Genomic DNA, 13,062 nt, shown 5'->3' on the forward strand with positions numbered 1-13,062 from the left:
GCTTTAACCATTGCTATTTTCTTCATATTTTTCATAAACTATGCAATATTTAGCTTAGATCTTAATGGTGGGAAAGCAATTTTATGAAACGATTTATCAAAGCAGTATCTGCCTATAATGCCAAAGATTTTAGCAAGGCAGAAGAATTGCTTGACCAATTCTTAAGTAAAAAACCAAAGGACATTGAAGGACTTTATCTTAGAGCTTCCTGCTATCTTAAACGTCAAGCCTACCAACAAGCCGAAGCAGATCTTATAAAGCTTTTGCAAATAAAAAAAGATGTGCGCGCTTATGACTTATTGATACGTCTTTTTTGGGAAGTGAAAAGACAAGAAGAGGCTTTAACTTTTGCCGAAGATTTTGCTAAAGCTTTCAATCAAAATGCCAATGCCCATTATTATTTAGGCATGATTGAGCAAGGGCTTGAACGCTATGAGAATGCGCGCATGCATTATGAAGATGCTCTGCAGCGTGATAATAACCATCTGGCAAGCCTCGTCAATTCTGCTTTTTTGGCGGTAAAAAAACAAGATTATGCAAATGCGGAAAGTCAATTATTAAAGGCAAAGACACTTGCCCCCAACTTACCGCAAATTTATGCAGGCCTTGCCGAAATTGCCGAAAAAACTAGCCGCTATAATGAAGCTGCACAAAATTTTAATGCCGCAAAAGATTGGGGCGGTTTGCAACGGGTCATGCGCCGTGGTGCAATTTGGAATGACTTAGGTAAGGTTGATGCACTTTACCGCCAATTATGTGAAAATAATGAGCTTAATGGTGGCAATGTTGGTGACGCATTATCCATTTTAAATATGCCAATCCTTACACCGCTAAACTTGCGTAAAGCTGCCCATGCCTATGCACTTAGCCGTTATGGTTCTATTTTTAGCCGCCCTGCTCTCATTAGTCCAATAAGCCAAAATGCGCCTTTAAAAAAGCGATTAAAAATTGGCTATCTCTCATCGGATTTTTATGACCATGCCACGATGCGGTTGATGATTGGTGTGATGGAAGCCCATAATAAATCAGACTTTGATTTTCATATCCTTGCCTATAATGAACCAAAGCAAGATAGTTATACAGCGCGCTTAGCGCAATTGGGTTGGCCGCAACATAATTTATATGACAAAGGCGATTTTAGCGCAGCGCAATGGATTGCTGACAATGGGTTTGATATTATTGTTGACCTTAAGGGTTATACGGGTGAACACCGCCTTGGTATCACCGCTTATCATCCTGCTCCAATCATTGTAAGCTGGCTTGGCTTTCCTGGCACTTTGGGGCATGAGCGCCTTGCTGATTATATTATTGGTGATGCTATTGTTACCCCATTAAATGATGCAGACGGCTTTAGTGAAAAATTGGCGTTAATGCCTCATTGCTACCAACCCAATGACCGCACGCGTCCTTTTACGACCAATGTAACAAGAGCCGACATGGGATTGCCGGATAATGCGCTTGTGCTTTGCAATTTTAATCAGATTATTAAATTCAATCCAGAAACGATTGATTTATGGCAAAAGATCCTTGCCAATATTGATAATGCCCATTTATGGCTGATTAAACCAAAAGAACAAGACGTTTACGATAATTTATTAAAAGAGTTTACAAAACGCAATATTGATATTAGCCGTATCACCTTTGCTAGCCCTTTAAGCACTGATCTGCATCTTCAGCGTCTTGGTCTTGCTGATATCGCCATTGATACATTTCCCTACACCTCTCATACCACTGCAAGCGATGCCTTATGGGCTGGGGTTCCAATAATCACCAAACGTGGTGCAAGTTTTGCCGCACGTGTGGCAAGTAGCTTGCTAACCACCCATGACTTTAGCGATCTTATTTGCGATTGCGATGATGACTATTTGACTAAAATTATCGCCTTGGCAAAAAGCCCTGAGCAACGGCAAAAATTACGCCAAACACTTGCGGAAAAACGGATGACTTCACCGCTGTTTGACACCCAGCTTTTTGCAGCCAACCTTGAAAAGCTTTATGGAAAAATGTGGCAAAACCATGCCCTAAACCAAAACAGCGCTATTACCTGCGATTAATTAAACCGGTAATAATTTTATAGTGCTTTCTATTCAAGTTAATTAGTTAATTTTAAAAGTGAAACATCTGTAAGCATAAAAAAGCCCCGCATTTTGCGGGGCTTTTTATTTTTGTAAAGCTATTTAATGACTTTCTAGTTGTGGAGCATTACCACCATTATTGGTTCCATTGTCAGTGCTGCGAGTTGCTTTACCTCTGCCGCCAATCAAACGATAGAACATTGGAATAAAGAAAGTTGCAACACATGTTGCCGCCAACATACCACCAATAACACCAGTACCAATTGCATGGCGGCTTGCAGATCCTGCACCTGTCGAAGTTGCCAATGGCAACACGCCAAGAATGAAAGCAAGAGACGTCATAACAATCGGACGGAAGCGCATTTTTGCCGCCGATAATGCTGCATCCACCGCTGACTTACCATTTTCACGCTCAAGCACCGCAAACTCTACAATCAAAATAGCGTTCTTGGCGGCAAGGCCAATAAGCGTGACAAGCCCAATTTGGAAGTACACATCATTGGCAAGCCCACGTACCAAAGTAAGCAGCAGGGCTCCTGCAACGGCAAAAGGTACGGCTGTGATAACAGCAAGTGGCAAACTCCATTTTTCAAACTGGGCAGCAAGAATAAGAAATACCATTATGATACCGTAAATAAGCGCGGTACTTCCCTGCCCTGAATTTGTTACTTCCTGATAAGAAGTCCCTGTCCAGGCGAACTGATAACCTTGCGGTAATACTTCTGCAGCAACTTCTCTCATAGCATTAATTACATCACCTGTCGTATAGCCTGGAGCTGCTGAACCCATTACTTTAGTTGCATAATAGGCATTATACCGCTCTAACTGATCGGGACCAACAACGCGAGTTGCTGTAATTAAGGCATCAAGTGGTACCATTTTCCCAGTATTTGACCTAACGAAAACTTGCTTTAAGTCCTCAGGAGTACGGCGAAATTCAGCCTCAGATTGCAATTTAACCTGATAATTGCGACCATAAAGCGTAAAATCATTGATATAGACGTTACCAAAGGTTGATGAAAGCGCATCATAAATAGTGCTAATCGGCACATCCATTGTTAAAGCTTCATCACGTTTGACCTCTAAATCATATTGAGGCACATTTGGATCAAAAGTCGTACGAACTGTTTGAGGATCTAACTCCGGACGCATCCGTGCGGCTTGCACAACCTTTTGCGTCACGTCATTAAGTTTTTTCAACGTTTCTTCAATTGTTTGCGCTGTACCGGTACTACGATCTTGAATATAAAGCTCAAAACCACTGGAGATTGAAAGCCCCATAATTGGTGGTGGATTGACTGGGTAAACCGAACCACCTTGAATTCCAAATGTTGCCCCCATAATTGGACCTGGCATTTGACGAGGATCCTGCGTTGGATCACTACCACGAACACTCCAATCTTTCAGTGTTAGGAACATAGCCCCAGCACTGGTTTTAAGACCACTTGATGGCAAATCAAAACCGGCAATAGAAACAATTGAATCAACCGCCTTATTTTGACTTAATATCGCCTCGGCCTGCGTCATAACTTTCGAGGTGCGGTCAAGCGACGCGCCTGATGGAAGCGTCACGAATACCATTAAGACGCCCTGATCTTCAGCTGGAACAAGTGAGCTTGGAACTTTTTCAAATAGGTAGAAAACAGATCCGCAAACAAAAATGAAGATCGCAATACCAATTGCGACATAACGAATGAAAAATTTGACGCCATGCATATAAAGATCAGTAATTGCATCAAATAATTTATTAAACGCTCTGAAAGGTGCAATCGGCTCCTTATGGGTTGGCTTTAAAAGCAAGCTACATAAAGCAGGTGTCAGCGTTAGAGCAACAAGCCCTGAAATTACCACCGAAATTGCAACCGTAATCGCAAATTGCTGATACATGATACCAGCAAGACCACCCATGAAGGACACTGGAATAAACACAGCACAAAGCACCAGAACAATAGCGATAATAGGCGAAGTCACCTCAGCCATAGATTTAACCGCTGCATCATGGGGCGATAGCTTTTCCTCACTCATCAAGCGTTCAACGTTTTCAAGCACAACAATAGCATCATCGACGACGATACCGATAGCCAGCACCAAACCAAAAAGCGTTAGCATATTGATCGAGAAGCCAAGAACATACATACCCGCAAATGTACCAATGATTGATATTGGCACCGCGATAAGCGGAATAAGAGTTGCTCGCCAATTTTGTAGGAAAATGAAAACAACAATAATAACCAACAAAATCGCTTCGATGAAGGTATGAATAACTTCTTCCACTGAAACAACAATGAATTTAGTAGTATCATAAGGAACATCAAAAGTTATGCCGGCAGGAAAATTCTGTGAAAGTTCCTCCATCGTTGACTTAACGCTTTCCATAGTTGCTAACGCATTAGCACCTGGTTGCAAATAAATCATAATCGGCACCATCGGCGTACCATTAAGCTTGGTATCAACGACATATTGTTGTGTGCCAAGCTCAATGCGTGCAACATCCTTTAAGCGTAAAGCCGAGCCATTTTCATCAGAGTTTAAAATGATATTGCCAAACTCTTCTACCGAAATCAAACGGCCTTGCGTCGTCGCAGAATAGGTATAAGCCCCTGATTGACTATCTGGGCTATCACCGAAACGGCCAACAGCATATTGGGCATTTTGTTGTTGAACAGCTGTTATAACATCTGATGGAATAAGCTTATATTGCGCCAATTTATCAGGACGCAACCAAATACGCATGGAATAATCGATGCTACCCAGAACTTGCGCATCGCCAACACCTGAAATACGTTTAATATCATCCACTACATTGAGCAATGCATAATTGCCAACATAAGTACGATCATAGGATGCTGTATCTGACTGCATCGACACAATACCAAGAGTGGACGATGAACGTTTCACCACCGAAACACCCAAACGCTGAACTTCTTGTGGTAGTGTCGTCAACGCACGTTGCACGCGGTTATTCACATTAATCGTTGCTTGGTCTGCATCAGTCCCTTGCTTAAAAGTCACGGTGATTTGCAAAGTACCTTGCGCATTAGATACCGTGTTCATGTAAATCATGTCTTCAACGCCATTAATTTGCTGCTCAAGAGGAACAGCAACAGTCTGCGCAAGCGTTTGCGCACTGGCTCCTGGATATTGCGCCGAAATTGTAACCTGAGGCGGCAACAAATCTGGATATTGTTCCACGGGCAAATTAGGAATAGATAAAATACCAGCAAGAACAATTACAATTGATAAAACGGCAGATAGAACTGGCCTATTGATGAAAAAACCATAATTCATTGTTTTTCACCCGTTTTAGGGGTTTTATCATCATTAGGAGCTTGGGTTTTTGCAGATGGGTCTTTTGTTGGTTGCCCTTGCTCTGTTTGCCCTTGCACTGGCTGAGGCAATGCCTTTCCATCAAGGGTTGTTAAATTGCCGATTGCATCACTACCCGGTTTTTTCCGAGCCATGGCGGATTGAACCCCAACAATACCATCGCTAATAACACGTTCGCCACCAATAAGGCCAATAGTTTCCTCTATTTTTTGTGGTGTAACCGGTTGTGTTTCACCAGCCTTAACTTGCTTATCTGCTTTGGTTTGGCTTTCTTCCTTTTGCCCCGCTGCAGCAGCTGGAGCTGCTTGAGCTGCCGGTGCGTCAACCATTACCTTGGTTGCAGGCTCTAACAACCAATTACGTCCCTCAACCTCGCGCGCGACTTTAACAACGCGTTTTTGCAATTTCATATTTTCGTCAATAATATAAACATACTGATTGGTTGCATCTTGCAATAGCGAGGCTTCAGGAATGACGATGGCATTATCCTGTTTAAGTCCAAGTACAGTAACGCGTACAAATTGTCCTGCAACCAATTGCCGTTTATCATTGTTAAAGACCGCACGTACACCCAATGTACCTGTAGTCGCATCTAGAGTTGGCGAGGTAAAATCAATTGTTCCAAGCTCTGGATATTCACTGCCATCACCAAAGGTAATTCTTACCTGTAATTTATCAATTTTTTCGCCGCGGGCATTCATGTCAGCCATTAATTTTTGAATGGCCTTGGCTTCACTATCTGTATAGGAAAAATTAACATAAATTGGATTACTTTGAGTAATACTCGTTAGCAAGCCATTAGCACTAATAAGACTACCTTCAGGAACTTGTTCCCTAGAGGTAACACCACTTATAGGCGCTGTAACCTTCGTATATTGCAGGTTTAGTTCTGCTGTTTTTAGCATCGCTTGCGCCTGCTGCAAACTTGCGGCATTGGCATCGCGCGTTGCAAAAGCTTGATCACGCTGCGCCGTACTATAAACACGTTGTTTTAATAATTCTTCCGCACGTTTTGCATCGCGCAATGATTGATCATAAGTCGCCTGAGCCTGAGCGACCGCTGCCTTTTGACGAGCAACTTCGGCATCATATGTATCAGGGTCTATTTCAAATAAAACATCGCCCTCTTTTACCTCATTGCCTTCAATAAAGTTGCGGCGCAATAAAATGCCACCAACACGCGCTCTCACTTCAGTTTCGCGATAGGCAGCTACACGACCAGCATATTCATAGGTGATAGGAACTTCACGCTTATCAATGGTCACAGCGGAAACATTAGGAGGGGGCATTTGTTGTTGGGCTTTTTGTTCCTGACCGCATGCCACTAAACTCAAACCGGTAGCACTGATTGCAATGCCCATCGTTAATTTCTTTAAAAAATTCATGTCTGATCAGACCTCTATATCATGATATGCCTAAAATATACCGACACCAATGTTTGTAAATAGGTGAAATCGAAGGTAAATTGAATATTTTGTTAAATTTACCTTGTTATACCCTACAATCAAGCGTTAAAATACTAATAATATGGCCTATACATGCTTCAAGTAAATAATTGAACTTATATTGTAATTATCCCATTGCCTAGGTAAAAGTCGATAGTTATTATCTCCTACTAATGCTCACAAAAAAATGATCTTAGAAACACAAAAGCTGTAAAAACGCTGATTCTTGATGCTACTACAAAACTGCCCCTTCATTATCGTATAAAAACATCTGATGCTTAGCACAATAATGATTCACCAACAAATCGTAATTGCCTAAACAATATAAGCAAGCATTTGATATATATTGATTAACTTGGAACATAGATGCGACGTACAAAAGCTGAGGCGGCAGCAACCCGCGATTCTATCATTACTGCAGCGCAATTTCTTTTCCTTGAACAGGGTGTTTCACAAACCACCCTTGCGCAGATAGCAAAACGTGCCAACGTCACACGCGGTGCTATTTATTTCCATTTTGCCGATAAAGCAGAAATATTTCGTGCCATGATTCAAAAAGTCCGCTTCCCGCAAGAAAGCCTCATTGAAGAAGCACAGCAAAGTGATTCTATTAATCCTCTTAACATTCTTGAAAAATCAGCAGCACGTGCATTCAAAATTTTTAGCGAGGATGAGCAACAGCAACGGATTGTCACTATTATCACCCAACGCTGCGAATATGTTGGCGCTTTTTCTGAAATGGTGGAGCGTCTGCGCCAAGCGCAAAATAGCATGCTAGACCTTTTCATACGTCTTTTACAGGTCGCACAAGATAGACAGATGCTTAACCAAGATTTTTCGCCCCAAGACGCAGCCCGCATGCTCGTGGCCATTATTGGCGGAATTATCAGTGAATGGCTCCATTCTGGAAAAGCTTTTAATTTACAAAAAATTGGGCACCAAGCCATAAAAACTCAAATATCAGCTCTGCATATTTAACCATAAGTATAAAACATCTTTGGTTAATTTGTATTTTTTATACCTTATATAAGTTTGCAGTTTATAAAAAACGTTTCTAGTATATAACGTTTAAAAACGCTAATCGTAAAATGTCATATCGCCAAAAATGTGCCGTAAAACGCCAATTAGAGCATATAACAGGAGAATGCCATGACGGGAAAAATTATCAGCTTTATTATGAGTGGCGGCATTGGGTCTCGTCTTTGGCCTTTGTCGCGTGAAGATTTCCCCAAGCAGTTTCATGATTTTTCCGGCCATGGCTCTATGCTATCACAAACGGTAAGCCGTCTTAATCATCATGGCGATACACCGATTTACCTTATTGGGTCTGAAGCCCATGCAAGCCGACTTGGTCAAGATATTGCAGGTCTCCCCTTAAATGGTGGCCGCCCAATATTTGAACCAATTGGTCGTAATACTGCCGCAGCCGTCGCGCTTGCTAGCCAAATTGCGCTTAATGAGCAAGGCGAAGATGCGCTTGTTCTTGTTGTGCCAAGTGATCATGAAATATCCACGAATGATGATTTTTGGACGACAATCGATGAAGGCAAACTTGCCGCGCAAAATGGCAAAATAGTTGTTTTTGGTATTGCGCCCGATAAGCCTGAAACTGGCTATGGTTACATTGAAACAGCCAAAGATAATAATAAAGCTCTAGGCAATCATGTATTTGATGTTGAGCGCTTTGTTGAAAAACCCGACCTTGAAACCGCACAAAACTATTTTGCATCGGGTAATTTCCTTTGGAATTCTGGTATTTTTCTATTTAGTGCCAAAACCATGCAAGAAAGTTTTTTAAAACTATCTGCTGATATATGGCATAAGACCGCAAAAGCCTTAAACGCCGCCAAAACCGATATTTCTGGCACGTGGCTTCCCTTTGATGATTATGCAGATATTCCGTCAACTTCAGTTGATTACGCTATTATGGAACATGCAGACAATATCGCTCTTGTCCGCGCTAAATTTCACTGGAATGATTTAGGCTCATGGCAATCCTTGCTCGACGCGCAAGGCGAAAACAATAATCGAGATGAATTTGGCAATGTCATCATTGGCGATGTTGTAGCGATTGATTGTGAGCGCTCATATTTACGCTCGCAAGGGGGGCTTTTATCGGCGGTTGGCCTACGCAACATGGCAGTAGTTGCCACCAGTGATGCAACCTTTGTTGCCCCCGTTAGCCAAAGCCAAAATGTACGCGAAGTTGTGGCTGCTTTAGAAAAGTCCGGTCGCTTGGAAGCCAAATTTACCCCCGCGCCGGATCGCATGCCGATTGCTGGTAGTTATAATGCTAGGGTAGAGCATTGGCTATTTGACGAAACCTTGCCACTTTGGTCAACGCGCGGCGTTGATGACAAGGGCGGGTTTTATGAAGCATTGGGGCTTGATGGCCTGCCGATTATTGGCGAGCGGCGGATGCGCACCATGGCGCGACAAATCTATGCCTTTGCTATTGCCGGTGAAATGGGATGGGATGGGCCTGCGCAGCAGCTTATCGACCATGGGCTTGATTTTATTTTAAAACACGGACAAACGGCAAATGGCGGTTGGGCTTCCAGTTTTGACGCAAATGGCGAAATATTAAATCCAGTTGAAGATCTTTATGACCAAGCTTTTGTTTTGTTGGCGCTTGCCCATGCCCATAAAGCCGGCCATAAAAAAGCTTTGCCTGCTGCCATTAATAGTTTTGCATTTTTGGATGACCATTTAAGCGATAAAGGCGGCAAAGGCTTTTTTGAAACACCCAATGGCGAGCGACAATGGCGGCGCTCTAACCCCCATATGCATTTATTAGAGACATTTCTTGCATGGTATGATGTGACTGGAAACATCGACTATTTACAACGGGCATCGCGTATTGTGGATTTGTTTAAAAGCCATTTCTTTGATCGAGATAGCTGGACATTAGGCGAATTTTTTGATGATGAATGGCGTATAGCAACCGGCGAATCTGGTGACATTTGCGAGCCCGGCCACCATTTTGAATGGGCTTCATTGCTTATTAGCTACCAAAATCTTTGCGCCAAGGCCAAAAAATCTTGCGAGAACCTAGTGCCTTTCGCACGCAAACTTTACGCTTTTGGCATTGCCAATGGTTTAAATCGTGCAACTGGCCTTGCCTATAATTCTGTTTCACGTTCTGGCTTACCGATTGATCGCAATTCGCGCAGTTGGCCACAAACCGAAGTAATTAAAGCTGCTATTGCCCTTGATGGCAATCAGGGACCCGACTTAAAGCCAGAAATTGAAGCGCGGGTCGGGCGGTTATTCCGTTGGCATATAGATGCTGCGCCCAAAGGTCTTTGGATTGACATGATTGACGAAGATGGCCGCGGCCGCTCCAATCAGGTGCCTGCCTCCATATTTTATCACCTGGTTTGCGCCCTCACCCAATATCGCTCGTTTGCCCAGCAAATTAATCCAAAACATAGTAATTGAATATACACAATGTGTTAAAAGATCTACCAATCGAATTCTATAACAATTAAATAGGCCCAGCATGACATCGCCCCAAGAAGCGCCCTCAACCATACCCAACAATAGTGAACTTATTTATGGCATGGATGCTCATCCAAAGCCGCACATTGCCTTTTTTGCTGCCTTTCAGCATTTGCTTGCGATTATTGTACCAATTATCACACCAGGCTTTTTAATCTGTAATGCAGTTGGACTTAATCCACGCGATACATCAATGATCTTATCAATGTCATTAGTGATTTCAGGCATTGCTACCTTTGTACAATGTCGCAAATTTGGCCCGCTTGGCGCCGGTCTTTTAATTGTACAAGGAACAAGCTTCAACTTTGTTGGCCCACTTATTGCCGGCGGCGTTTTTATGGTAGAACAAGGCGTTCCAGCTGAGCAAGTTATGGCAACCATTTTTGGTGTGGTTATAGCAGGTTCTTTCATCGAAATGGGCGTTTCGCGCATTTTACCCTTTGTGCGGCGCATGGTAACACCCTTGGTGACGGGCATTGTTGTTTTAATTATCGGCCTTTCCCTCATTAAGGAAGGTTTGATAAGCATGGGTGGCGGTTACGCAGCCATGAAAAACGGTACTTTTGCCAACCCTGATAATCTCATACTTTCATTAACCGTGTTTATTCTTATTATCATTTTTAATCGTATGAATTACATCTGGCTTCGCTCTAGTGCGATTATGCTCGCTTTGGTGGTTGGTTATATTCTAGCAGCACTCATGCGTGATTTAAATCTTGTCCCCTTAGCACAAGCACCAATTTTTGAAATACCGCGCCCTATGCATTTTGGCATTTCATTTTCTTGGTCGCTATTTATTCCAATGATTGTTATCTATCTTGTTACATCGCTTGAAGCGGTTGGCGACATTACTGCAACCAGTAAAATCTCCAAAGAACCAGTTGAAGGTCCTAAATGGATGGAACGCATTAAGGGCGGCGTTTTAGTCAATGGCGCCAATTCGTTGCTTGCTGGCTTTTTCAACACTTTCCCAAGCTCCGTCTTTGCGCAAAATAACGGCATTATTCAATTAACTGGTGTTGCTAGCCGCTATGTTGGCCTTTGGATTGCTGCAATTTTGGTGATTCTTGGTCTATTCCCAATCTTTTCAGCTGTTATCCAGTCCTTGCCAGAAGCAGCCCTTGGCGGTGCAACTTTAATCATGTTTGGCTCGGTTGCCGCGTCGGGCATCAATATCCTGTCAAGCATTAATCTTGATCGCCGCGCTTTACTGATTATTGCTGTATCTTTGTCATTAGGCCTTGGCATCGCACAAGTACCACAATTTATAGAAGCTTTCCCAATATCAGTAAATTTAATGATTTCCCATTTATTTTCATGGGTTGGCATTGAAACTGTACCAAGCTTTATTAGCGCTATGCCTGTTGTCATTGCCGATCTTATGCGCTCACCACTTGCCATGGGCGGCGTTACAGCAATTTTGCTTAATCTATTTATTCCAGAGAGCGAAGAAACAAAAGCGGCTTAAAAGCCGCTTTTAACCAGTTTTTCTTTTGATGCCTTTAAGCAATAAAGTTTATTGATTTGGCAAAATTGCTTTTACTGCAGATGAATCATTATTAGATTTGATTGATCCAGTAATTGTCCGATCTGGTAAATTTGGGTAAAGATTACCAGACCATTGGTGATCTGCACGCTGCATTAAAAGAGGCACTAAAATAAGCCCTAACATTACAGCAGCCATGCCAAATAATAGAACAACGCGTAAAAAACCAACACCAGCTTTCATGGAATATTCGCCAGCCATGGAGCCAATATTTTCAAATTCTACGTTCTTTGCATGACGCATGATTAACTCCAAACTCGCTATTTAAGAAGTCTTACTTTTCTTAAAAGCTCTGCAGCTACGGAACAATTAAGGCGGAAACGCCAAATTTGCTCTAATATGACACCCAGATTATTTTGTATGGCATTTGCAACAAAATAATCGCATGTTGGCATTATGCATTGATTCACCGCAAAAAGCCTGTCAAAAGCGAAAACATTCTTTATTAAAACGTGAGCAGACGCAAAAAAAATAATGTTGAATTAAATAAAATTATTTAAAAACAATAATATAAACACAAAGAAAACCTTTAATTCAAAGTTTGATAGCAAAATAAAATATAAATTTTGGTTAAAAAAGCGTTACTTTTATATTTTGGAGCAAAAATAAAATAAAATAAAAACAATGACCTAGAAACACTTAAAGCCTTGCATTCTTATGAATTATTATTCCAACAGAAAGATGCAAGACTAGAAACGGGGATTATCAACCGTCAATTTGTAGTTTCAAATCAAAATCTAATATTCATCCCAAAAGGTCACGTAAAACTGGAATAAGCGGCAGGTCTGCAGGTGGCATAGGATAATCTTGTAACTTATCCGCCCGCACCCATTTTAACGCTTGCCCCTCGCGTCCGCTCGCAATCCCCTCAAAACGCCGACAAATATAGAGTGGCATCAATAAATGAAAATCATCATAAGTGTGGCTCGCAAAACTTAATGGCGCTAAGCAATCAATCTTAGTGGTAATGCCAAGTTCTTCATGAAGCTCGCGGATGAGAGCTGCTTCTGGCTCCTCGCCCTGTTCAACCTTTCCGCCTGGAAATTCCCAAAGCCCTGCAAGGTTTTTACCTTCTGGTCGCTGTGCCAATAAAATACGATTATCGGCATCAATAAGTGCGCAAGCGACAACCAATAATAATTTTTTCATATAATTTCCAATATCACGG

Annotated in this window: 8 protein-coding genes; 4 read left to right on the forward strand and 4 right to left on the reverse strand. The window is 42.1% G+C overall.

Annotated elements, in window-relative coordinates; all coding sequences use genetic code 11:
- Positions 1-83 precede the first annotated feature (83 nt).
- Complete coding sequence (locus N6B01_RS10210; protein WP_262078612.1) at positions 84-2,054, forward strand: O-linked N-acetylglucosamine transferase, SPINDLY family protein; 1,971 nt, start codon at positions 84-86, stop codon at positions 2,052-2,054.
- Between the two features lie 123 nt (positions 2,055-2,177).
- On the opposite strand, the gene N6B01_RS10215 is transcribed toward N6B01_RS10210, so the two are convergent.
- Positions 2,178-5,363, reverse strand: a complete 3,186-nt coding sequence (locus N6B01_RS10215; protein ID WP_262078613.1) for an efflux RND transporter permease subunit — start codon at positions 5,361-5,363, stop codon at positions 2,178-2,180.
- Positions 5,360-6,787, reverse strand: coding sequence for an efflux RND transporter periplasmic adaptor subunit (locus N6B01_RS10220; RefSeq protein WP_262078615.1), 1,428 nt, complete (start codon positions 6,785-6,787; stop codon positions 5,360-5,362). Before N6B01_RS10220 ends, N6B01_RS10215 begins: the two co-directional genes overlap by 4 nt.
- Before the next feature lie 426 nt (positions 6,788-7,213).
- Between N6B01_RS10220 and N6B01_RS10230 the strand changes: the two genes are divergently transcribed.
- The 3 genes from N6B01_RS10230 to N6B01_RS10240 all read left to right on the forward strand — a co-directional run bounded on the left by N6B01_RS10230 (position 7,214) and on the right by N6B01_RS10240 (position 11,816).
- Positions 7,214-7,825 (forward strand): TetR family transcriptional regulator, encoded by a 612-nt coding sequence (locus N6B01_RS10230; RefSeq protein WP_315973312.1) that lies wholly within the window; start codon positions 7,214-7,216, stop codon positions 7,823-7,825.
- A gap of 171 nt (positions 7,826-7,996) precedes the next feature.
- The gene (locus N6B01_RS10235; RefSeq protein ID WP_262078617.1) at positions 7,997-10,288 is read left to right on the forward strand and encodes an AGE family epimerase/isomerase; all 2,292 of its coding nucleotides are present in this window, start codon (positions 7,997-7,999) and stop codon (positions 10,286-10,288) included.
- A 61-nt stretch (positions 10,289-10,349) separates the two neighbouring features.
- A complete protein-coding gene (locus tag N6B01_RS10240) occupies positions 10,350-11,816 on the forward strand; it encodes a nucleobase:cation symporter-2 family protein (RefSeq protein ID WP_262078619.1) in 1,467 nt (488 codons plus the stop codon).
- A gap of 48 nt (positions 11,817-11,864) precedes the next feature.
- Here the strand turns inward: N6B01_RS10240 and N6B01_RS10245 are convergent, their stop codons facing one another.
- Both N6B01_RS10245 and N6B01_RS10250 read right to left on the reverse strand, forming a co-directional pair.
- Positions 11,865-12,137 (reverse strand): hypothetical protein, encoded by a 273-nt coding sequence (locus N6B01_RS10245; RefSeq protein ID WP_262078620.1) that lies wholly within the window; start codon positions 12,135-12,137, stop codon positions 11,865-11,867.
- 501 nt (positions 12,138-12,638) lie between these two features.
- Positions 12,639-13,043, reverse strand: a complete 405-nt coding sequence (locus N6B01_RS10250) for a (deoxy)nucleoside triphosphate pyrophosphohydrolase (RefSeq protein ID WP_182417675.1) — start codon at positions 13,041-13,043, stop codon at positions 12,639-12,641.
- Positions 13,044-13,062: the final 19 nt, after the last annotated feature.

Source organism: Bartonella sp. HY406, assembly GCF_025449315.1.
GTDB lineage: Bacteria > Pseudomonadota > Alphaproteobacteria > Rhizobiales > Rhizobiaceae > HY038.